We start from the raw sequence: 22,335 nt of genomic DNA, 5'->3' as shown, positions 1-22,335 counted from the left end.
TCGGTCATGGGCAGCGTTCATAGGCAGCGCCGCGCGCGGCGGCAACACGCGGGCGATCTGTCCCCTTGCAGGCCTGATCAAACCGGCGCAGGAGCATGGCAGCATGACCACGGCAACCGATCAGATCGTCCCTGACAGCGAACATCGCGGGCTGGTGGCCCGCCTGCCGCAGCCCTTGCGCGATTATGCGCTGCTTGCCCGGCTGGACCGGCCGATCGGCTGGTGGCTGCTGTTCTGGCCCTGCGCCTGGGGCGTGTTCCTGGCCGGCGGCGCGCGGCAGTGGCACTTGGTGGCGTGGATGCTGCTCGGCTCCATCGCCATGCGCGGGGCGGGGTGCGTCTATAACGATATCGTCGACGCTGATCTCGATGCGCGGGTCGCCCGCACGGCGCAGCGCCCGGTGGCCAGTGGTCGCGTGCGCAAGAAGGCGGCCTGGGCCTGGCTCGTGGTGCTCGCTGCGGTGGGGCTGGTCGTGCTGCTCCAGTTGCGCTGGCAGGCGCAGATCGTCGCGCTGGGCAGCCTGGCGCTGGTCGCCGCCTACCCGTTCATGAAGCGCATCACCTGGTGGCCACAAGCCTGGCTCGGCCTCGTCTTCACTTGGGGCGCGCCGACCGGCTGGGTGGCGGTGCACGATGGCGACCTCGGCGCACTCGCCGCGCTCTATGCCGGGGCGATGTGCTGGTGCATCGGCTATGACACGATCTATGCCCTGCAAGACCGCGAGGATGACGCCATGGTCGGCATCCGCTCCAGCGCCCGCGCGCTGGGCAGCAAGGTGCGGCCCGGCGTCACTGCATTCTACGCCGCCGCCGTGGCGCTGTGGGCGCTGGCGTTCTGGCTGGTCCATCCCGATCCCCTGGCCCTGCTGGCGCTGCTGCCGGTGGCGCTGCACCTGGCGTGGCAGGCGCTGAGCCTCGACGTGGACGATGGCGACAACGCCCTGGCGCGGTTTCGTTCAAACCGCACGGCGGGGTTTCTGATGGCGCTGGCGTGCCTGGTGGTGGGGAGCGCGGGGTAGGCGGACTGAGAGGCTTGGCGAACATGCCCTCCCCCAGCCCCTCCCGCAGGCGGGAGGGGAGCTTGGCGCCAAAAAGCCCCTCCCGCCTGCGGGAGGGGTTGGGAGGGCGTGTTACAGCCCGCCACTAATCAATTCGGCCGTGGTTCCACCGGATAGACGATGAAGTCTGGCCGCACGGCCTTCGCCGGCGTGTCGCCCATGGCATCCACGGTCTGAACCAGATCGGCAATCGCGGCGGGCGGCAGCGCCAGGCCGTGTTCGGCCGGGTGCGTGGGGGCTTCCATCGGATAGTCCTGGCCCGGCGTGGTGGTCATCTCGATATGGGCGCCAAGCAGGGCGCGGATGGGGTGGGTTTGCGCGAAGGCGGCCAGGCGATGGGCGCTGGCGCGGAATTCGGCGAAGTGGTTGCTCGGCACGTAGAGACGGCCGGGATAGAGCATGTCGCCCGACAAGAGTAGGCGGGTTTGCGGGTCATAGATCATGACATGCGCGCTTTGATGCCCTGGCGTGGGGATGGCGCGCAGCACGCGTCCGCCCAGGTCCAGCGCGCCCAGGCCGTTGGGCCAGTCGGCCACATGAAACGCGCTGGCGACATCGGCTGGGGCAAGGCCTACCACGGTGGTATCCGGCCGATCGGCAAATTCGCTGTCGCCTGCATGGTGGTCGCCATGGCTGTGCGAATGGGCGACGGTCAGGTGCAGCGGGTGGTTGCCGTGGGCCTGGCGCCATTGCGCGATCACGCGCTCCACCGTGGGCCGCACCATCAGGCCGCCAGCCCCGGTATCGACCAGCAACGCGCCGCTTTGCCCGAACAGCAGATAGAGAAACGGCGCCTCGAAATTGGTTTTCACCGATTGGCGGATCACGAAGGTGTCGGCATCAACCTGTTGCACCTGCATCTCTGGTTCGCTGGCCGTGGTGCCATCGATCCAGTGTGCGAAGGGCGGCGGATCGAACGCCGGGGCCGCGCCGATCAGCAGCGGCGATCCCGCCATGAGGGCAAGGGGAAGGGCGAGGCGAAAGCGGTGTCGACCAGTCATCCTGCACTAATCGCACGCGCGGGCGCGCGCGACATGACGGTGCGCGCCCGCGCTTTTGATCCTGCGCGCCTAAACTGCCGACGCCAGCAGTTCTTCGGCGCCGCCCAGGTCCACGCTGACCAGGCGCGAGACGCCGCGCTCCACCATGGTCACGCCGAACAGGCGGTGCATGCGGCTCATCGTCACGGCGTTGTGCGTGACGATGAGATAGCGGGTCTGCGTTTCGGCCACCATGGCGTCGAGCAGGTCGCAGAAGCGTTCGATATTGGCATCGTCGAGCGGGGCATCCACTTCGTCGAGCACGCAGATCGGCGCGGGATTGGTGAGGAACAGGCCAAAGATCAGCGCCACTGCCGTCAAGGCCTGTTCGCCACCCGACAGCAGCGTCAGCGATTGCAGCCGCTTGCCTGGCGGCTGGGCCATGATTTCCAGGCCTGCTTCCAGAGGGTCGTCGCTGTCGACCAGCGCGAGATGGGCTTCGCCGCCGCCGAACAGGCGGGTGAACAGGCGGCGGAAATGCCCGTCCACCGCCTCGAACGCGGCGCGCAGGCGCTCGCGCCCCTCACGGTTGAGGTTGCCGATCGAGCCGCGCAGGCGGTTGACCGCTTCGGCCAGTTCGGCCTGTTCGGCCAGGCTTTCGGCCTGGCGCGCCTCGGCCTGGGCGAGTTCGTCTGCCGCCACCAGGTTGACCGGGCCGATCCGCTCCCGCTCGGCCAGCAGCCGCTCGTGCGTGGTGCTTTCGCTGGCGGCATCGCCCACCTCGGCCCCGGCAAAGGCAAAGCGTTCGGGCAGCAGGGGCGGCGGGCATTGAAAGCGCTCGCCGGAAATGCTGGCCATTTCCTGGCGGCGCTGGTCTTCGTGGCTGGCCTGGGCGCTGGCCGTGGCGCGCGCCTCACGCGCGGTGGCCAGGGCTTCGGTGGCCTGGGCGAGGGCCGTATCGGCGGCCTTGCCGGCGGTCTCGGCCTGGGCCAGCGCGGCTTCGGCCTGGGCGAGATCGGTGGAGAGGCGGTTGCGGATCGCTTCGCCCTGTTCGATTTCGGCGATGAGGCCGGCCGGCTTGGCGGCACTGATCGCGCGTTCGGCGGCCAGGTCCTGGGCGCGTGTCGCCATTTGCGCCAAGCGCTTGGCCGCGTCGCCGGCGCGGGCCTGCCAGTTGCGCATGTCGGCCTTCATGCCGCCCAACCGCTCGCGGCCGACGGCCAAGGCCTGTTCCAGGGCGGCATGGGCTGCCATGGCCTGTTGCAGGGCGGTGCGTGCTGTCTGGTGCTGGGCCTGCGCCGTGGCAACGGCGGCGCGGCCTTCCGCCGGATCGGGTAACGCGGCATGGCGGGCTTGGGCGCTCTCTGCCTCGGCCTGGGCTGCCGTGATCTGTTCGGCGAGGGCCGCTTCTTGCCGGGCGAGGTCCGCGGCGCGGGCATCCTGCTGGGCGCGTGCCGCTTCGGCCTGATCCACCGCGCGCAGGGCGCTGCGTTCGGCCTCGGCCGCCTGGCCGATCAAGCGTTCCACCCCGCTCCATTCCGCCTGGGCCTGGGCCAGTCCATCGCGCGCCGCATCATGGGCGGCCTCAGCCGCTGCTACCGCCGCGTCGAGCGCGGGGCGGCGCGCCTCCAGATCGGCCAGGCGATTGTCGGCTTCTAGGGCGGCCGCCTCGGCCGCGCCTTCGCCGCGTGCGACAAAGCCGTCCCAGCGCCGCAGGTGCCCGGCGCGGGTGACCAGCCATTCCCCGGGGTTGAGCGCCTCGCCGCTGTCGACCTCGACCGCGCGCACCCAGGCGAGCCGCGCGGCGAGTTCTGGCGGGCACGCGCGCAGGTGATGCAGCAGCGCATCGGCCAGCGGCGCGGGCGGTGTGGCGCCGGTCCAGAACCGCCCTTCGCCGGCCGCTGGCGCCGGACCGAGCGGCGCCGCGGCATCGCGGCCCAGCACGGCGGCCAGCGCGCGTTCCCAGCCGGGGGCGACGCGGCAGCCCGACAGCGCCGATGGCCCGCGCCCGCGCGCCGCGGCGGCCTTGGCCCGCGCCGCCTTGTCCCGCGCCAGGGCTTCGGCCTCGCGGGCGACGCCGGCGAGTTCGGCGCGCGCGGTAGCGAGGGCATTGGCGGCGCCGTCGCGGTCCTGGGTCAAAGCCTCGCGCGTGGTGGCCAATTCCTCGCGCCGGGCACGCTGCGCCGCCAGGGTAGTGGCAGCCTCTTCCCGGCGGCGTTCCGCTTCGGCGAGGGCGAGTGCGGGATCGGGCTCCGCAGCCAGGGCCGCGCGGCGCCCGGAGAGGCGCTGGGCTTCGCCGTCCAGCCGGGCGAGCGCGGTTTGCGCGGCCGCTAGCGCGGCTTGGGCCACGCGCCATTCCGCCTCCACGCCGGCTTGCTGCGCCTGGGCCTGGGCCTGGGCCAATTCAGCGGCGCGGGCGGCGCGTTCCGCCTCGTCCAGCGCGCCGGCCAACAGCGGGCGGCGTGCTTCGTCGGCCAGCAGGGCGGCTTCGGCGCTGGCCAGGTCGCTTTCCAGCTGGGCCAGGGCTTGCGCCGCCTGGGCGGTCAACTGGTCGGCCTGGGCGCGGTCTTCCTCGATCGCGCGCAATTGCCGATCGATATCCGCCACGCGCTGTTCGGCTGCCTCGAGCTGTGCGGAAAGCGCGGCCATGCGCTGCCCATGGGCAGAGGCATCCTGGCGACGATCGAACAGCTCTTCGCGCGCTTGGGCGAGGGCCGTGGCGGCGCTGTGCTGCGCGCCTTGCGCGGTGACGGTGGTGGCCTGGGCGCTGGCGACAGCCGCCTCGGCACGGGCAGCGGCCTCACGCGCGGCTTGGGCAGCGGCGGCGGCATCGCGCCAGCGGGCAAACACCAGCCGCGCCTCGGCCACGCGGATCTTGTCGGATACGGCGCGATAGCGCTCTGCCGCCCGGGCCTGGCGGCGCAGCGCGGCGATCTGGCCATCGAGCCCGGCCATGAGGTCTTCCAGCCGCGCCAGATTGGCCTCGGTGGCGCGCAGCTTCTGTTCGGCATCGCGCCGGCGCACGTGCAGGCCGGCAATGCCCGCTGCTTCTTCCAGCATCATCCGCCGCTCGGCCGGCTTGGCGGCGATGACTGCGGCAATGCGCCCCTGGCTGACCAGTGCCGGGCTATGCGCGCCAGTGGCGGCATCGGCAAAGATCAGCCCGACGTCCTTGGCGCGCACATCGCGGCCGTTGACGCGATAGGCGGAACCGGCGCCGCGTTCGATCCGCCGCACCACTTCCAGTTCGCCGCCCCATTGATCTTCCGGGTCGGTCTGGGCGGTCAGGGCCACTTCGGCAAAGGCGCGGGCCGGGCGGCTGGTGCTGCCGGCAAAGATCACGTCGTCCATGCCCGCGCCGCGCATGGCCTTGGCCGAAGCCTCCCCCATGACCCAGCGCAGCGCTTCCAGCAGGTTCGACTTGCCGCAGCCGTTGGGGCCGACCACGCCGGTCAGCCCCGGTTCGATGCGCAGTTCGGCCGGCTCGACAAAGCTCTTGAAGCCCGAAAGCTTCAACCGCTGGAAATGCATCGCCCCGGCCCCCCTGGCCCCATCCCCGGAACGGGGATCAGCGCGCGCCGGCGCGCTGCAGGATCGGCTCCAGCTGTTCCCAGGTGGCCACGTCCACGTTCTTGCCGTTGACGATGAAAGTGGGCGTGCCGCTGATAGTGTACTTGTCACCGGCGGTCTGGGTGTCGCTGGCCAGGGCTTCGGCGGTCTTGGAATTGGCGAGGCAGGCCATTGCCTGATCGCGCGCAATGCCGCGCGCGCCGAAGAAATCGATCAGGCCGCCCTTGTCGGCCATCACGCCGAACATTTGCGCGGGCGGCAGGTTCATCGCCTGGATTTCCTTGGCGGCGGGCTGCAGCTTGGCAAAAATGTCCTTCTGGTTGGCATAGACCTGCTGGGTCAGCGCAAAGAAGCTTTCCGGCGAGCCGCAGTGGGTCAGCATGGCCATCGTCGTGTCGAACGGATCGCGCACGAAATTGCGGAATTCCAGGCTGACGCGGCCGCTGTTGACATAGGTGTCACGCAGCTTGGGGAAGCCCTTTTCCTCGAACTCGGCGCAGTGCGGGCAGGTGAGCGAGCCGAACTCGATCAGCTTGATCGGCGCGTCGGGATTGCCCATCACATAGCCGCCATCGGCATTCTTGCTGACCACATCGCTCCAGGCCTTGCCGGCGGGCGGGGCCACGGTGGGCAGGGCAGCGGCAGACTGGGCGGCCGGGCCGCCGGCATCGTCCTTCTTGCCGCAGGCAGCAAGACCCAGGGTTAGCGGCAGGGCCAGAAGCGCAAGGCGTGTGGTGGCAAATTTCATCACAGGTTTTCCCGTTGCATGGGGCGGTAAAGGGAGGGGCGTGCCGATCAGTTGATACGCGCTTCAAGCTGCGGCTTGAGCGCGGCCCAGCTGGCCGTGCCGGCCAGCGGCAAGCCGTTGATCATGAAGGCCGGCGTGCCTTCGACATAGTCCTTTTCGGCGGCGTCCTTGGTGCCGGCGGCCAGGCGGTTGGCCAGGCCTTCGTCAGCGAGGCAGCGATCGGCCGCGGTACGGCTGACCCCGCGCGAGGCCATCATGTCATAGAACTTGAAATCGCTGGCGATGGCGCGGGTGCGGCTGGCCAGCGGGCCGGTGATCCAGCGCTGGCGCTGGGCCGGGCTGGCGGTCATTTCCAGGCCGATCCAATCGTCCTGGCGCGTCAGGAACATCAGGTGCGTCTGCCAGAACTGTGCGGGCGGCACGCAGTGGGTGAGCAGCGCCACGGTCAGGTCGATCGGGTCGCGCACGAAATTGCGCACCTCGATCGAACCCTTGCCCGGGGCGATGAAGCCCAGGCGCAACTGGGCATCGGCTTCCTGGGTGAAATGGGCGCAGTGCGGACAGGTATAGCTGATGTATTCCACCAGCTTGACCGGGGCATTGGGGTTGCCGAGCAGGAAACTGTCGCGCGCGGTGCGCACCACGGTCTGGTTCCAGTTGCGGCCAGCGGGTGCGGCGGGCGCCTTTTTCGGCGGAGCAGCCTGGGCCGGATTGGCCACCAGCGTGGCAAGCGCGGCGGCAAGCGAAAGGGCCATGGCCCTGGCAGTGGAACGAAGTGTCGTGGTCACGTTCGGAATGGTCACTTGCGGATATCCCTGTTGTCCCGGTTTGGCTTTGGTTCTGGTTTGGCGCTGGCTTCGCCCAGCGAGCGGGCGAGCGATTCCAGCACGGCCCGCAGTTCCGGGTCTCCCACGGCGCGCAGGCTGTCGCCCAGGTCCATCGGCACCGGTTTCAACGTCGGCGGCGCCAGCGGCGCAGGGCCTGTCGGGCGTGGCGCCTGAACCACGCCTTGACGCAGCTTGACCTTGGCCACGGCGCGATAGCCGAAGAAGCGGTTCACCCGCTCGATGATCTCGGGCACCACGTGCTGGATCAGCGGGGCATGGGCGGGGGTTACCACCAGTTGCAGGATGCCGTCGGCCTTTTCGCCCGGGGCAAAGCGGATCGATTCGGGCATGCAATGGCGGGCATGGGCCGTGCCGACGATTTCGGGCCAGCGGGTCACGACCGAGCTTTGCACAAAGCCGAAGCGGCGAAACGCGGTGCGGCCGATCGCCGGCATCAAGTCGGCAATCTGCCGTGCCTCTCCGCCGCGCTTGCGCTCAAAGCCCTTGGGCGCGGCCTTGCTCGCTGCCGCGTTGGCTGGCTTGGCGGCCGGCTTGGCGGCACCCTTTCGGGCAGGGCGGGGTTTGGCCTGATCGCTTTCCATGATGGCGCCTGCCATGCCATAGCGGCGCCATGCAAGCCAGTGGCCATCCTGACGATTTCCCCGCCCAACGTGATGAAACCGCAAGCGTGCCGGCCAGCCATGGCGTGGCCGCGGCCCTGCTGGCCTGGTACGATGCCCATGCGCGGGTGCTGCCCTGGCGCAGCCGGCCGGGAACGCCAGCCCCCGATCCCTACCGCGTGTGGTTGTCGGAAGTGATGCTGCAGCAGACCACCGTGGCAGCGGTCGGCCCCTATTTCGAGAAATTCACCCGCACCTGGCCCACCGTGCATGATCTGGCCGCCGCCGACGACGCGGCGGTCATGGCGGCCTGGGCGGGGCTGGGCTATTATGCCCGCGCGCGCAATCTGCTGGCCTGCGCGCGCGCGGTTTCCGCGCTGGGCGCTTTTCCCGATACCGAGGAGGGCCTGCGCGCGCTGCCGGGCCTTGGCGCCTATACCGCAGCGGCAGTGGCGGCGATCGCGTTTGGCCGGCATGCCGTAGTGGTCGATGCCAATGTCGAACGGGTGGTGGCGCGGCTGTTTGCCATCGATGTGCCGTTGCCTGCGGCGCGGCCTGCCATTCGCGCGGCCACCGCCACAATCACGCCCACGGCGCGCGCGGGTGATTTCGCCCAGGCGATGATGGACCTGGGCGCCACCATCTGCACGGTCAAGGCGCCGCGCTGCCTGCTTTGCCCACTGCGCGGCGCCTGCCGGGCAGAGGCGGAAGGCCGGGCCGAGGCGCTGCCGGTCAAGGCGCCCAAGAAAGCCAAGCCGCAGCGCCGGGGGCATGCCTATTGGATCGAACGGGTCGATGCCGATGGCCAGGCGCAGGTGCTGGTGGTGACGCGGCCGGGCAAGGGCATGCTGGGCGGCATGCGGGCGCTACCCGACGATGGCTGGAGCGCGCGGGCCGATGGTGATGGCCAGCCGCCGGTGGCCGGAACCTGGCGATCCGCCGGGGTGGTGCGCCATGCCTTTACCCATTTCGATCTCGATCTGCATTTGTTGGTAGGCGCAGGATTTTCTCCCGCTAATATCCCCGGCGCCCACATTCCCGGTGCGCAGTGGTGGCCCCGCAGCGACATGGAAAATGCCGGGTTGCCAACGGTTTTTGCCAAGGCGGTACGCCTGGCATTGGCCGGTGCGCACGAAGGGTGAAAGCGCCGTGGGCGCAACGATGAACAGGCGTCTAGGAAAGGTTTGGCTGCAATGCACGATCGCATGACACTTCCGCAAACCCCGGCGCTCAGCCGTCGTGGCCTGCTGGGCGGGGCAGGGCTGCTGGGCGGGGGGCTGCTGTTGCAGCGCTGGGCCCATGCCGCGCCGACCGATCCGCGCCTGCCGGCCATTACCGGCCTGCTCGATGACTATGTCAGCAGCGGCAAGCTGGCCGGCGCGGTTGCCACGCTGGGCTGGGGCGATGCCCCGCCCGAGGTGGTGGCGCGCGGCAACGGCACGCGCGGCGATGCCCGGCCGCTGGATGAAAACGCCCTGTTCCGCATCTATTCGATGACCAAGCCGATCACCGGCATGGCCGCGATGATCCTGATCGACGAAGGCAAGCTCGGCCTTGATCAGCCGATCGCCGATTTCCTGCCGGCCTATGCCCACATGAACGTGCTGGTCGATCCGGCCGGCCCGGTGGACAAGGTGGTGCCGGCAACCGCACCGATCACCGTGCGCCAGCTGCTGACGCACACGGCCGGGCTTGGCTATACCATTATCCAGACCGGCCCGATCCGCGATGCCTATGCCGCGGCCGGCATCATGCCCTATCGCGCCACCCGCGTGCCGCTGCCGGGCTTTGGCGAAGTGCATACCGCGCCCAGCCTGGCTGCCTTTGCCGACAATCTCGCCCGCCTTCCCCTGGTCTATCAGCCGGGCACGCGCTGGTCCTATTCGGTGGCGCTCGATCTGATGGGCCGGATCATCGAACTGGCTTCCGGGCAAGAGTTCAGCGCCTTCCTGAAAGCGCGTTTCTTCGATCCGCTGGGCATGGACAGCACCACGTTCCAGCTGGCCCCGGCCGATGTGCCGCGCTTCACCACCAACTATGTCGTGGCCGATGGCCGCCTGCTGCCGATCGATGGCGCGACCAATTCGGTCTATCTCGATCCGCCGGCCTTTCCGTTTGGCGGCGCAGGCCTGATCAGTTCGCCGCGCGATTATGACCGGTTCCTGGCCATGCTGCTGGGCGGCGGGGTGTTTGCCGGCAAGCGGGTGATGAGCCAGCGGGCGGTCGACATGGGCACCAGCAACCTGTTGCCGCCCGGCGCCAGTACTGCAGGTACGTGGATTGCCGGCCATGGCTTTGGCGCGGGCGGCCGCGTTGGCCTTGGCGATTCGGCGGGCACCTATGGCTGGTCGGGCGCGGCTGGCACGATCGGCTTCATCAGCAAGGTGGGCGGCGTGCGCGGCGGGTTCTTTGCCCAGTTCATGCCCAGCACAGCCTATCCGTTCGATACTGCATTCCCCCAGGCCGTGCGCAGCGATGTGCGCGCGCGGCTGCTGGCCCAGCACAAGGTTGCCGCATGACCACTACCGACACGCTGGCCCGCACCTTGGCCCGCGCGCTGCCGCCGATTGCCTATGCCGGCAATCCGCTGGACCGGGCCGATGCGGTGCGCACCGATCCGGTGCGGCTGGCGGCGGTGCAGGCCGCGCCCGACGCGCAGTTGCTGGTGCTCGATGGTCTGGCGCCGGAATTTGGGGCCGATGGCGGGCTGACCTGGGCGCCGCTGCAATCCGCGCCGGATGGAGCGGACCTGGTGTTCCTGGGACTGGATGAAGCGGGGCGGGGTTGCTTTGCCGCCGCCGCGCCTGGCCTTGGCGGCAGCACGGCGCCGGCCGCGCCCAATCTGCGCGCCTTGCTCGATGCCATGCCGGCGCGCGATCTGGCAATCTATGGCGGCGCGCGCAGCCTGGTCGATTGGCACGCGCGCCACCGCTTTTGCGCACGCTGTGGCCATGCCACGCAGGCGACCAAGGGCGGCTGGCAGCGCTCGTGCAGCAATGCGGGATGCGGCGCTGATCACTTTCCACGCGTCGATCCGGTCACGATCATGCTCGTCGAACATGATGGGCGCCTCTTGCTCGGGCGCCAGCCGCGCTTTCCCGCCGGGCGCTATTCCGCGCTGGCCGGCTTTGTCGAGCCGGGCGAAACGGTGGAGGAAGCCGTGGCACGCGAAGTGCTGGAGGAAGCCGGCGTGCGCGTGCGTGACGTGCGCTATGTCGCCAGCCAGCCCTGGCCCTATCCCTCGTCGCTGATGATCGCCTGCCATGCCCTGGCCGATGATCCCACCATCACTATCGACCAGAACGAGTTGGAAGACGCGCGCTGGTTCACCCGCGAAGAAGTCAGCGCCGCGCTGGAGGGCCGGCCCGATGCGCCGTTCGGGGCGCCGACCCATACGGCGGTGGCGCGGCACCTGCTGGAATGGTGGATGGCGCACCGGGCCTGAACCGGCGTTGGCTGAACCAGCGTTGCGCATGCCCGCGCCGCTCGGGTTTCCAACGCCCCACAAATTCGCTATCGGCCCGTGCCATGACGACCGATAGCCCCGTTGCCGCCCAGACGCTGTTCGCTGCCTATGCCGGCGTGATCGATGCCGCGCTCGATGCCCTTGTCGCCAAGGGCGCGCTGCCCGCCGGCCTGCCGCGCGGCGCCGTCACGTGCGAACCGCCGCGCGATGCCGCGCATGGCGATCTGGCCACCAATGCGGCGATGGTCCTGGCCAAGCCCGCTGGCACCAACCCGCGCGCGCTGGCCGCGCTGCTGGTAGAGGAACTCGCCGCCCATCCGCGTGTCGTCAGCGCCGAGATCGCCGGTCCGGGCTTTATCAACCTGCGCCTGGCCGATGCCGCGTGGACCGACGAACTGGCCCTGATTGGCCAGGCCGCAAACAGCTATGGCCGCTCTACCCTGGGCGGTGGCAGCACGGTGAACGTCGAATATGTCTCGGCCAATCCCACCGGGCCGATGCACATGGGCCATTGCCGCGGCGCGGTGGTGGGCGATGCCCTCGCGGCCCTGCTCGAATTTGCCGGGCATAAGGTGATCAAGGAATATTACGTCAACGATGCCGGCGCGCAGGTCGATGTGCTCGCCCGCTCGGCGCACGTGCGCTATCGCGAGGCGCTGGGCGAAGATGTTGGCGGCATTCCCGAAGGCCTCTATCCGGGTGAATACCTGATCCCGCTGGGCCAGGCGCTCGCGGCCGAATTCGGCGATCGCTATGTCGCCGCGCCCGAAAGCGAATGGCTGGTGCTGTTCCGCCAAAAGGCGGTGGCCGCGATGCTGGTGATGATCAAGGAAGACCTCGCCAAGCTGGGCATCGTTCACGATCTCTTCTCGTCCGAGGCGGAACTGCAGGCCGCTGGCAAGCCCGAGGCGGCCGAAGCCTGGCTGCGCGCGCACGATCTGGTCTATGACGGCCATCTCGAAGCGCCCAAGGGCAAGACACCCGAAGACTGGGAACCGGTCGAACTGCCGCTGTTCCGCTCCACGCGGTTTGGCGATGACCAGGATCGCCCGATCAAGAAGTCGGACGGCAGCTGGACCTATTTCGGCGCCGACTTGGCCTACCACTTCCAGAAGGCGGAAACCGCCGATGCGCTGGTGGATATCTGGGGTGCAGACCATGCCGGCACGGTCAAGCGGATCAAGGCCGCCGTCGCCGCGCTGACCGGGGCAGAAGGCGCGAGCCCCAAGCCTTTCGAAGTCAAGCTGGTGCAGATGGTGCAGCTGCTGCGCGATGGCCAGCCGGTCAAGATGTCGAAGCGCGCGGGCAATTTCGTGACGCTGGCCGACGTGGTCGAGGAAGTGGGCAAGGACGTGGTGCGTTTCACCATGCTGACCCGTAAGCCCGATGCGCAGATGGACTTCGACTTTGCCAAGGTGGTGGAAGCCTCCAAGGACAACCCGGTGTTCTATGTGCAATATGCCCATGCCCGGATTTCTTCCACCCTGCGCAAGGGCGCCGAACTGGGCTGTGCGCCCAGCGCTGCCCATCTCGCGCTGCTGGGCCAGGAAGAACTCGCCGTGATCAAGCAGGCCGCGCAGTTCCCGCGCATGGTGGAAGGCGCCGCGGTTGCGCGCGAGCCGCATCGCATCGCCTTTTTCCTCTATGATCTGGCCGCCGCGTTCCACGCCTATTGGAACGTGGGTAACGACAAGCCTGAAAAGCGCTTCATTGTGGCACAGGATCAAGCCCTGACCGAGGCGCGCCTTTTCCTGGCCGCGCAAATCGGGCAGGTATTGAAGAACGGGCTGGCCATCTTGGGGGTTGAGGCCGCGCAGGAGCTTTGAAGGCAATGGTGAACGGGGATCAGCACGACAACGCCGCATTGGGCGAAAATGGCCAGGGCACCGGCGCGCAGGCGCTGGACCTGGGCAGCGAAGAACGCCTGCCCTGGCTGGAAAGCGCCGACGATGTCGATCTGGAAGAGGAAGGCCCGGACAATGGGCGCCTGATCGGCTTTGGCGTGCTGGCGGTGATCCTGCTCTTCGCGATCGTCGGGGCGATTTATTGGGCCACGCACCGCAACGCCGCCCCGGCGGCCGCCGATGGCAGCCTGATCGAGGCGAGCAAGGAACCCTACAAGGTTGCGCCCAAGGACCCAGGCGGCAAGACCTTCCAGGGCACCGGCGATTCCAGCTTCAAGGTGAGCGAGGGTGAACGCCCGACCGCGGCCCTTGCGGCCAAGGATGCGCCAGCGCCCGCGCCCAGCGCATCCGCCACGGCCAAGCCGGCAGACAAGCCTGCTGAAAAGGCCGCGCCCGCCCCGGCGCCGGTCAGCGGCGTGGGCGTGCAGGTTGGCGCGTTTTCGAGCCAGGCCCTGGCCGAAGCCGGGTGGAACAAGCTGGTCGTCGCGCATGAAAGCCTCAAGGGCGTCAACCACCGCATCATCGCCGGCAAGGCCGATATCGGCACGGTCTATCGCCTCCAGGCCGTGCCCGGCGACGCGGGCGCTGCCAATTCGCTGTGCAACACGCTGCAGGGCGAAGGGGTGAAGTGCCAGGTCAAGCATTGATCGGCCGGTCAGCCTGACCCCGGATGGCTTCATCCGGGGAATGCGGAAATGCGGATGGGGCGGCAAGGCCTGCGTGGCTTGTCAAAGGCGCCGAATTGCGGGAAAGCTGCCCCGATGCTTCCAGCCATTTTCGGCCTTTCCGGCCCCGTTCTCACCGCCGACGAGCGCTCCTTTTTCCAGGACGCCGATCCTGCCGGCTACATCCTGTTCGGCCGCAATGTGGAATCGCGCGAACAGTTGCGCGCATTGACCGATTCGCTGCGTGACCTGCACGGGCGCGACCGGCTGCTGATCTCGATCGACCAGGAAGGCGGCCGCGTCGCGCGGATGAAGCCGCCGGTGTGGGCTCCCTATCCCGCTGGCGAGGCGTTCGACCGGCTCTATGACGTGGCGCCCGCGAGCGCGATCGAGGCGGCGCGCGCCAATGCGCAAGCCTTGGGCATCGATCTGGCCGAAGCTGGCATCAGCGTGGATTGCCTGCCGCTGCTCGATGTGCGCCAGCCCGGCGCGCATGACGTGATCGGCGATCGCGCCCTGGGCAAGGAACCGCAGCGCGTGGCCGCGCTGGGCCGTGCCACGCTCGATGGCCTGGCGCGCGCCGGGGTGATGGGCGTGATCAAGCATATGCCCGGCCACGGCCGCGCCATGGCCGACAGTCACAAGGAACTGCCCACAGTCACGGCCGGGGAAGACGAACTGGCCGAGGATCTCGCCCCGTTCCAGGCCCTGTCTGGCGCCGCCATCGGCATGACCGGGCACATCCGCTTCACCGCCTGGGATGCCGATTTGCCGGCCACGCTGTCTCCGTTCATCATTGCCGAGGTCATCCGCCGCCGCATCGGCTTTGACGGGCTGCTGCTGACCGACGATCTCGACATGGCGGCGCTAGAGGGCACCGTGCCGGAACGTGCGGCGCGGGCGCAGGCCGCCGGGTGCGATATCGCGCTCAACTGCTGGGCCAGGATGCCCGACATGGTCGGCATCGCGCAATCCCTGGCGCCGATGAGCGCGCAGACTGCCGCGCGGCTGGACCGCGCCTTAGCGCCCACGGCACCGGTGGCCGTGCCGCGCGACGTGGCCTTGCAGGCAGAGCTTTTCGCCCGGCGCGACACGCTGCTGGCCTTGGCCTGATCCGGCATGGCCGAGGGGGCAGAGCCGCAGGACGACGCGCTGTGGGACGGGCTGCCCCCGGCTGTGGCGACCGGCGACGCGCTCTATCTCGATCTCGATGGCTGGGAAGGCCCACTCGATCTGCTGCTCGATCTGGCGCGGCGGCAAAAGGTTGATCTGCGGCGGATTTCGATCCTCGAACTGGTCGATCAATATCTTGGCTATATTGACCGGGCCGAGGCGCTGAAGCTGGAACTGGCGGCCGATTACCTGGTGATGGCCGCCTGGCTGGCCTATCTCAAATCGCTGCTGCTGTTGCCGCGCGATCCCGATATGCAGCCCAGCCCGGAAGAAATGGCGCTGCGTCTGCAACTGCGTCTGCAGCGGCTGGGCGCCATGCGCGAGGCGGGCGCCCGGCTGATGGCACGCGACCGGCTGGGGCGCGACGTGTTCACGCGCGGCGCGCCGGAAGGCATCACGCTGGCCCGCCGGTCGCTGTGGCAGGCCGATCTGTTTGGCCTGATCCAGGCCTATGGCCAGATCCAGCACCGCAACCGGCCGGTGGTGCACATGGTGCGCGAGCGTCCGGTGATGACGCTCGATGCCGCGCTCGCCCGCATCTCCGCGCTGCTGGGCACCAGCCTGGAATGGCGCGATCTGCGCGCCTTCCTGCCTCCCATGGCGATCAACGGCGCGGCCGATCGGCAATTGGCGCGATCGGCCCTGGCGTCGAGTTTTCTGGCGGCGCTGGAACTGGCCAAGCAGGGGCGGGTGGAACTGGTGCAGGCCGAATGCTTTGGCCCGCTGCTGATCCGGCCGCTGCAGGGCGCCAGGCCATGAGCGCCCCCGACGATCTGGTGCGCGCGGTGGAAGCCACGCTGTTTGCCGCGCAGGAACCCCTGCGTGCTGATGAGATTTCGCGCCACCTGGGCGGGGCAGACGTGCGCGCGGCGCTGGCCCTGCTGGCAGAGCACTATGCCCCGCGCGGGGTGCATCTGGTGGAGCGCGGCGGGCGCTGGCATTTCCAGACCGCGCCCGATCTGGCGCACCTGTTGCGGCGGGAAAAGGAAGAAGTGCGGCGCCTGTCGCGCGCGGCGACCGAGGCCCTGGCGATCATCGCCTATCACGAGCCGGTCAGCCGGGCAGAGATCGAGGCGATCCGCGGCGTGCAGACCGCCAAGGGCACGCTCGATGTGCTGATGGAAGCGGGCTGGGTGCGTATCGCCGGGCGGCGCGAAGTGCCGGGCCGCCCCACCATCTATGCCACCACGCCGCAGTTCCTCAGCCATTTCGGTCTTTCCAGCCGGGCAGACCTGCCGGGCATCGGCGAGTTGCGCGCCGCCGGGCTGCTCGATCCGGTGGACGAAGCCTATGCCGTGCTCACCGGCAACCGGGAGGAGGATGCCGATACGCCAGACGAACCGGGCGAGGCGGACTAAACGACAAGAATCGGCTTTGCCCGCTGGCGAAGTGCGGGAACATCCCCTATCTGGGCAGGCAAAGGAGAATTTGAAATGGGTGGCCTTTCTCTACCGCACCTGATCATTCTGGCGCTGGTCGTGCTGATTTTGTTCGGGCGTGGCCGCATTTCTGAAATGATGGGCGATTTCGGCAAGGGTATCAAAAGCTTCAAGCAGGGCATGAACGAGGAAGCCAATCCTCCGGTAACCCCGCCGCCGGTCCAGATCCAGCAGACCCCGCCGGTTCCCCCCGTCGCGCCGCAGCCGCCCGTGCACCCCGCGCCGGTGCAGCAGCCGGGCGATCACCCGCAGGGGCCGCAGGCCTGATCGGCCCGATAACGCAGGGCTGACCATCGATGTTCGATATTGCGCCGTCCGAATTGCTGCTGGTCGTCATCGTGGCGATCGTGGTGATCGGGCCCAAGGATCTGCCGCTCGCACTGCGCACCGCTGGCCGTTGGATCGGTAAGATGCGCCGTGTTTCCAACCACTTTCGCGCCGGTATCGAAACCATGATCCGCGAGGCGGAACTGGCTGACATGGAAAAGAAGTGGCAGGAGCAGAACGCGCAGATCATGGCGCAAAGCGCGGCTGCGAGCGCGGCGGAAACGCCCCATGCCGCCACCGCCGAAGCGCCGGCGCATCCGGTCGATCCGGTGCTTGCGCCCCATGCGCCGACCGATCCCGCGCCGCTTCCGCCGCCGCCTGAAAAGTTGCTGCCGGTGGAAAGCAGGGGCGAGCGTCCGCGCGGTCCGCAGCCGGCCGATGAAGGCCATGCGGCAGTGGTGCCTGCCGTTCACCCCCACACCGAGCCGGGCCAACCGTGATCCAGATACGCGATATCGATGACACCCAGGCCCCGCTGCTCGATCACCTGATCGAGTTGCGCACCCGCCTGTTGCGCTGTGTCTATGCCTTGGCGCTGACCTCGGCGATCAGCTATTACTTTGTCGACGCCATCCTGGCGATCCTGGTCCACCCGCTCAGCCTGGCGTTTCCGGCCGGGCATGGCCGGCTGATCTATACCAAGCTCTATTCGGCGTTCTTCGTGAATCTGAAAGTGGCGCTGTTTTCCGGTTTCCTGCTCAGCTTCCCGGTGGTCGCCAACCAGCTTTGGGCGTTTGTCGCGCCCGGGCTCTATGCCCGGGAAAAGCGCGCGTTCCTGCCGTTCCTGATCGCCACGCCGATCCTGTTCGGCATGGGCGCCAGTTTGGCCTATTTCGTGGTCATGCCCACGGCGTTCAAATGGTTCGTCGGGTTCCAGGGCAACAAAGGCGGCCTGCAACTAGAAGCATTGCCGGGGATCGAGGAATATCTCGCGCTGGTGATGCAGTTCATCCTGGCGTTCGGCGTGTCGTTCCTGCTGCCGGTGCTGCTGATGCTGCTCAACCGCGCGGGCATCGTCAGCCGCGATGCGCTGGTCAAGGCGCGGCGTTATGTGATTGTCGGCATCGTGGCGCTGGCTGCGCTGATCACCCCGCCTGACGTGGTGTCGCAGCTGATGCTGGCGATCCCGTTGCTGATCCTGTTCGAAGGCACGCTGATCGTGATGCGCTTTGTCGAAAAGGCCGATGCCGAGGAAAAGGCCCGCCTGGCCGCCGAAGAAGCCGCGGCAGAAGCGGCCCAAGCGGCGGCTGATGCGGCCGCTGCGGCCCAGCAGGCCAGCGGCAATCCTACGCAATTGCTGCCCTGACATGGCTATGCGGTGGGGGCCATCACTGGCCCCCACCGCCTGCGCAGTCTTGAGGGAATTTGCATGCGCGGCCGAATTTTTCCGCTGCCCGCATGGCCGTGCCCGGGTGCGAGGGGAGAACACCGTCAGGGCTTGGCAACGCAGCGCCGGGATGAGGGGGGAACCCGGGGCCTTCCGCGTCGGGCCATCTAACGGCTCTCAGCCTTTTTGGTTTCCATCCTTTTTGGCCGCGCCGTTTTCGGTGTCGTCCGGCCACACCTTGCCGCCACCCACCCAGGTTTCGCGCACGCGGGTGTGGCGGATGGCATCGGCCGTGGCGGTCAGCGGATCGGTATCGACCAGGACGAAATCGGCGCGCAGGCCCGGTGCCAGGCGGCCAAAGCGGCTCTCGGCAAAGCCGGCATAGGCGCCGCCGGTGGTATAGGCGGCCAGTGCCTGGGCCGGAGTCACCTTTTCCTGAGGCTGCCAGCCACCCGCCGGTTGGCCATCCGGGCCCTCGCGGCTGATTGCAGCCGCGATCCCGGCAAAGGGATCGGGCGCTTCCACCGGTGCATCCGAACCGAACGCGAGCCGCGCGCCCGCCTTGGCGATCGATTGCCAGGCATAGGCCCCGGCCAGCCGCTGCAGCCCCAGGCGCGCTTCGGCCATTACACGATCGGATGTTTCGTGTACCGGCTGCATCGACGCGATCACGCCATTGCGGCCAAACCGGGCGATATCGGCCGGATCGACGATCTGGGCATGTTCCACCCGCCAGCGGCGATCACCCTTGTAGGTGGCGGAAAGATCCTCGATGCTGGACAGCACGGCGGCATTGGCCGCGTCGCCGATGGCATGGACCGCCACCTGGAACCCGTCCATCGCCGCCCGGCTCATCAGGTTGCCAAGCTGGGTATCGGTCATGCGCGGCAACCCGCGCGTGTTGGGCGCATCGGCATAGGGCGCCTTGAGCCACGCCCCGCGCGAGCCGAGCGCGCCGTCCATGAACAGCTTGACCCCGCCCATACGCAGCCTGTCGGCATAGAGCCACGGCGTCGGCTCACCCCCGGCGATCAGGGCCATCTGCTCGGTGCCCATGGCATAGGCCATGATCCGCACATAGAGCTGGTTCTTGTCACCGGCGCGGCGGAAGGCCTGCCAGTCTTCGATGCTGGTGCCCATGTCGGCCACGGCCGTCACGCCGCGCTGGAACAGGATCGACTGCGCCTTGGCCAGCGCGGCATCGCGGTCGGCGGCGCGCGGCGCGGGCAGGCGCGGCGTCAACAGGCCCATCGCCGCATCGACCAGCACGCCGGCGGGCGTGCCATCGGGCCGGCGATCGATCGCGCCGCCATCGGGCGCCTTGGTGGCGGCGGTGATTCCGGCGGCCTTGAGCGCAGCGCTGTTGGCCCAGCCGGCGTGGCCATCGACCCGCTCAAGCCAGACCGGTCGATCGCCCACCACCGAATCGAGTTCGGCCGCCGTGGGGTAGCGGCTGTGCCCGCTGCTGTCTTTCAGGCCCCATTGCTCCTGATTCCAGCCGCGACCGGTGATCCAGGTGCGATCGGGATGCTGCGCGGCATAGGCGCGGATCGCGTCGAGCGCCTCGGCCAGCGTGCGGGTTGACGACAGGTCGAGCGTAAGGGCAGCCAGGCCCAGTTCCATCACGTGGACGTGCGCGTCGATCAGGCCGGGCAGGATCACCTGGCCCTGGCCATCGATGTGATAGCCAAAACCCTTCTTGGGCAGCTTGTCGCCAGGGTGAAAAACCTGGCGGATCACGCCAGACCGATCGAACAGCAGGCCGATGACCTGTTCGGGCTGGCCATCGGCACCGATCGTTTCGCCGTGGACGTTGTCGACCAGCGTATCGGTCGAGGGTGCCTGCGCGGCATGCCCGGCAACCGGCAGGGCTGCGGCGGCAAGCAGGGCAGCGATGAGGGCGGGGCGGGCCGCCGGACGCAGGCTAATCATGCCGGCTTCTGGCCACGCAGCGGCAGGCGGCGAATCAGCGCGCTGGTGTCCTGGCGGCCGGCGCCCAGCGCCTGCACTTCGGCATAGAACTGGTCGATCAGCGCGGTGGTCGGCACGCTGGCGCCCAGGCCACGTGCTTCCTCGATCGCCAGGCCCAGGTCCTTGCGCATCCAGTCCACGGCAAAGCCGAAGTCAAAGGAATCGGCGGCCATGGTGTCCCAGCGGTTGTCCATCTGCCACGATTGCGCAGCGCCGCCCGAAATCGCCTCGAACACTTTGGCAAGGTCAAGATGCGCGGCCTGGGCAAAGCGCATGGCTTCGGAAAGGCCGGCGATCGTGGCGGCCAGGCACATCTGGTTGACCATCTTGGTGGTTTGCCCCGCGCCCGATTTGCCCACGTGGACCACGCGCTTGGCATAGGCCGACAGGATCGGCCGGGCTGCTGCGATCGCCATGTCGCTGCCGCCGCACATGATCGACAGGGTGCCGCTTTCCGCGCCGGATTGGCCGCCGGTAACCGGCGCATCCACACACAGGATTTCCTTGTCGCGGCCTTCCACGGCAATCTGCCGGGCGATGCGCGCCGAAACCGTGGTGTGGTCGATCAGTACGGCGCCGGGGCGCAGCGTGGCAAAGGCGCCCTGCGGGCTGAGCACCACATCGGCGAGGTCATCATCGTTGCCCACGCAGGTGATCACCGCATCGGCGCCGTCGGCCGCTTCGGCCGGGCTGGCGGCAACGCGCGTGGCCAGGCCCGGATTGGCCGCCATCCAGGCCTCGCGCCGGGCATCGCTGCGGTTGAAGATGGTCAGGCGGTGGCCGGCCTGGCCCAGATGGCGGGCGATCGGCCCGCCCATGGTGCCAAGGCCGATGCATGCGATGGTGAGTGGTTCGGTCATGCCCGCTGTTTAGCCGCTTTGCGCCGGTGTGCCAGCCCTCCCTTGGGGCGCATCGCGGGATGCGGAAACGGTTTCTTTGCTGCCCCCTTTGCATTAGGGGGTGGCTCACTATGGAAAACCTTGTCCACAAGCTCGCCCAACAGCCGGCGCATGCCCTGCTGTCCCTTGCCGACGTTCACGCGGCGGCCGGGCGAATTATGGGCAAGGTGGTGCGCACCCCCACGCTGCATAGCCAGACGCTGAGCCGGATCACCGGCGCAGAAATCTATCTCAAGTTCGAAAACCTGCAATTCACCGCCGCCTACAAGGAACGCGGCGCTCTCAATGCCCTTCTCCTGCTGACCGAAGAACAGCGCTCGCGCGGGGTGATCGCGGCCTCGGCCGGCAACCATGCCCAGGGCCTGTCGTATCACGGCACGCGGCTTGGCGTGCCGGTCACGATCGTGATGCCGCGCACCACGCCGGCGGTGAAGATCATGCAGACCGAAAGCGTGGGCGGCAACGTCGTGCTTGAAGGCGAAACGTTCGACGAAGCCTATGCCCATGCTCGCCTGCTGGAGGCGGAGCGCGGGCTGACGTTCGTGCATCCGTTCGATGATCCCGCCGTCGCGGCCGGGCAGGGCACCGTGGCGCTCGAAATGCTCACCGACGTTCCCGAGATCGACATGCTGGCCGTGCCGATCGGTGGGGGCGGGCTGCTTACCGGCATGGGCACCGCCGCGCGCGCGATGAAGCCGGGCATCGGCTTGGTCGGTGTGCAGGCAAAGCTGTTTCCCTCGATGTACGACAAGCTCAAGCATCAGAGCCTGCCGTGTGGCGGGGATACCCTGGCCGAAGGCATCGCCGTCAAGGAGCCAGGGGCGTTCACCTCGGCCGTGCTGGCGACGCTGGTGGACGATATCGTGCTGGTCGATGAAGCCGCGCTCGAATCCGCCGTCGCGCTGCTGCTGCAGATCGAAAAGACCGTGGTCGAAGGGGCGGGCGCTGCTGGCCTTGCCGCCGTGATTGCCAACCGCGCCATGTTCGAAGGGCGCAAGGTGGGCATCGTGCTGACCGGCGGCAATATCGATACGCGTCTGCTGGCCAACGTGCTGCTGCGCGATCTGGCGCGCTCGGGCCGGCTCGGGCGGCTGCGCATTGTGCTGCAGGATCGTCCTGGTGCGCTCTACAGCGTGGTGGAAGAGTTCAACCGCCACCAGGTCAACATCCTGGAGGTGTGGCACCAGCGCATCTTCACCTCGCTGCCGGCCAAGGGCCTGACCGCGGAGATCGAGTGCGAGGCGCGCAACCGCGAGCAGATCGATCTCCTGGTGCGCGCGCTGCGCAACCGTGGCTATGACGTGACCCAGGTGGAACTGGCGTGACGCGCTGATCCGTTAACCCGTGCCGGGCAGGGTGTCC

Annotated in this window: 20 protein-coding genes; 13 read left to right on the top strand and 7 right to left on the bottom strand. The window is 68.5% G+C overall.

Annotated features, from left to right (window positions below):
• Positions 1-103: 103 nt before the first annotated feature.
• Positions 104-1,018 carry a 4-hydroxybenzoate octaprenyltransferase gene (ubiA, locus tag SCA01S_RS09495; protein ID WP_062785104.1) on the top strand — a complete coding sequence of 305 codons (915 nt, stop codon included), beginning with the start codon at positions 104-106 and terminating at the stop codon, positions 1,016-1,018.
• Positions 1,019-1,146: 128 nt separating this feature from the next.
• Here ubiA and SCA01S_RS09490 read toward each other — a convergent pair whose 3' ends face one another.
• From SCA01S_RS09490 to SCA01S_RS09470, 5 genes are all read right to left on the bottom strand, one after another.
• Positions 1,147-2,013 carry an MBL fold metallo-hydrolase gene (locus SCA01S_RS09490; protein ID WP_245652506.1) on the bottom strand — a complete coding sequence of 289 codons (867 nt, stop codon included), beginning with the start codon at positions 2,011-2,013 and terminating at the stop codon, positions 1,147-1,149.
• A 114-nt stretch (positions 2,014-2,127) separates the two neighbouring features.
• Complete coding sequence (locus SCA01S_RS09485; RefSeq protein WP_062785100.1) at positions 2,128-5,568, bottom strand: chromosome segregation SMC family protein; 3,441 nt, start codon at positions 5,566-5,568, stop codon at positions 2,128-2,130.
• 37 nt (positions 5,569-5,605) lie between these two features.
• Entirely contained in the window at positions 5,606-6,355 is a 750-nt protein-coding gene (locus tag SCA01S_RS09480) for a thioredoxin domain-containing protein (protein ID WP_062785098.1), read from the bottom strand.
• A gap of 47 nt (positions 6,356-6,402) precedes the next feature.
• The gene (locus SCA01S_RS09475) at positions 6,403-7,158 is read right to left on the bottom strand and encodes a thioredoxin domain-containing protein (RefSeq protein ID WP_022676845.1); all 756 of its coding nucleotides are present in this window, start codon (positions 7,156-7,158) and stop codon (positions 6,403-6,405) included.
• Positions 7,155-7,799, bottom strand: a complete 645-nt coding sequence (locus SCA01S_RS09470; protein ID WP_022676846.1) for a DUF721 domain-containing protein — start codon at positions 7,797-7,799, stop codon at positions 7,155-7,157. The genes SCA01S_RS09475 and SCA01S_RS09470 overlap by 4 nt, the downstream gene beginning before the upstream one ends.
• A gap of 14 nt (positions 7,800-7,813) precedes the next feature.
• Between SCA01S_RS09470 and SCA01S_RS09465 the strand changes: the two genes are divergently transcribed.
• The 11 genes from SCA01S_RS09465 (at position 7,814) to tatC (ending at position 18,082) form a co-directional block, all read left to right on the top strand.
• Positions 7,814-8,944, top strand: a complete 1,131-nt coding sequence (locus tag SCA01S_RS09465) for an A/G-specific adenine glycosylase (RefSeq protein WP_084390902.1) — start codon at positions 7,814-7,816, stop codon at positions 8,942-8,944.
• A gap of 63 nt (positions 8,945-9,007) precedes the next feature.
• Positions 9,008-10,321 (top strand): serine hydrolase domain-containing protein, encoded by a 1,314-nt coding sequence (locus tag SCA01S_RS09460; protein ID WP_062785223.1) that lies wholly within the window; start codon positions 9,008-9,010, stop codon positions 10,319-10,321.
• Complete coding sequence (nudC, locus tag SCA01S_RS09455) at positions 10,318-11,247, top strand: NAD(+) diphosphatase (RefSeq protein ID WP_062785096.1); 930 nt, start codon at positions 10,318-10,320, stop codon at positions 11,245-11,247. Before SCA01S_RS09460 ends, nudC begins: the two co-directional genes overlap by 4 nt.
• A gap of 83 nt (positions 11,248-11,330) precedes the next feature.
• The gene (gene argS / locus SCA01S_RS09450) at positions 11,331-13,094 is read left to right on the top strand and encodes an arginine--tRNA ligase (RefSeq protein ID WP_062785094.1); all 1,764 of its coding nucleotides are present in this window, start codon (positions 11,331-11,333) and stop codon (positions 13,092-13,094) included.
• Between the two features lie 5 nt (positions 13,095-13,099).
• Positions 13,100-13,819: an SPOR domain-containing protein gene (locus SCA01S_RS09445; protein ID WP_062785092.1), complete on the top strand. Its 720-nt coding sequence runs from the start codon at positions 13,100-13,102 to the stop codon at positions 13,817-13,819.
• Between the two features lie 114 nt (positions 13,820-13,933).
• Positions 13,934-14,950, top strand: a complete 1,017-nt coding sequence (gene nagZ / locus SCA01S_RS09440) for a beta-N-acetylhexosaminidase (protein WP_062785090.1) — start codon at positions 13,934-13,936, stop codon at positions 14,948-14,950.
• 6 nt (positions 14,951-14,956) lie between these two features.
• Positions 14,957-15,769, top strand: a complete 813-nt coding sequence (locus tag SCA01S_RS09435) for a segregation and condensation protein A (protein WP_062785088.1) — start codon at positions 14,957-14,959, stop codon at positions 15,767-15,769.
• A complete protein-coding gene (gene scpB, locus SCA01S_RS09430; RefSeq protein WP_062785221.1) occupies positions 15,766-16,368 on the top strand; it encodes an SMC-Scp complex subunit ScpB in 603 nt (200 codons plus the stop codon). Before SCA01S_RS09435 ends, scpB begins: the two co-directional genes overlap by 4 nt.
• A gap of 75 nt (positions 16,369-16,443) precedes the next feature.
• Positions 16,444-16,716, top strand: coding sequence for a Sec-independent protein translocase subunit TatA (locus SCA01S_RS09425; RefSeq protein WP_062785086.1), 273 nt, complete (start codon positions 16,444-16,446; stop codon positions 16,714-16,716).
• Between the two features lie 29 nt (positions 16,717-16,745).
• Positions 16,746-17,216, top strand: a complete 471-nt coding sequence (gene tatB / locus SCA01S_RS09420; protein ID WP_084390901.1) for a Sec-independent protein translocase protein TatB — start codon at positions 16,746-16,748, stop codon at positions 17,214-17,216.
• Positions 17,213-18,082, top strand: a complete 870-nt coding sequence (gene tatC, locus SCA01S_RS09415; RefSeq protein ID WP_062785084.1) for a twin-arginine translocase subunit TatC — start codon at positions 17,213-17,215, stop codon at positions 18,080-18,082. The genes tatB and tatC overlap by 4 nt, the downstream gene beginning before the upstream one ends.
• A 198-nt stretch (positions 18,083-18,280) precedes the next feature.
• On the opposite strand, the gene SCA01S_RS09410 is transcribed toward tatC, so the two are convergent.
• Together SCA01S_RS09410 and SCA01S_RS09405 are read right to left on the bottom strand one after the other, a co-directional pair.
• Positions 18,281-20,035, bottom strand: a complete 1,755-nt coding sequence (locus SCA01S_RS09410) for an amidohydrolase (protein ID WP_084390900.1) — start codon at positions 20,033-20,035, stop codon at positions 18,281-18,283.
• On the bottom strand, positions 20,032-20,934 hold the full coding sequence (locus SCA01S_RS09405; protein WP_062785082.1) for an NAD(P)-dependent oxidoreductase: 903 nt from the start codon (positions 20,932-20,934) through the stop codon (positions 20,032-20,034). Before SCA01S_RS09405 ends, SCA01S_RS09410 begins: the two co-directional genes overlap by 4 nt.
• 110 nt (positions 20,935-21,044) lie before the next feature.
• On the opposite strand from SCA01S_RS09405, the gene SCA01S_RS09400 reads away from it, so the two are divergent.
• Positions 21,045-22,298 carry a threonine ammonia-lyase gene (locus SCA01S_RS09400; protein ID WP_022677647.1) on the top strand — a complete coding sequence of 418 codons (1,254 nt, stop codon included), beginning with the start codon at positions 21,045-21,047 and terminating at the stop codon, positions 22,296-22,298.
• The last annotated feature ends 37 nt before the right edge of the window (positions 22,299-22,335 follow it).

Source organism: Novosphingobium capsulatum NBRC 12533 (assembly GCF_001598375.1).
GTDB classification, from domain to species: Bacteria; Pseudomonadota; Alphaproteobacteria; order Sphingomonadales; family Sphingomonadaceae; genus Novosphingobium; species Novosphingobium capsulatum.
Note: the sequence above shows the minus strand (reverse complement) of the source record. Positions and strands in the feature narration are given on the sequence as shown.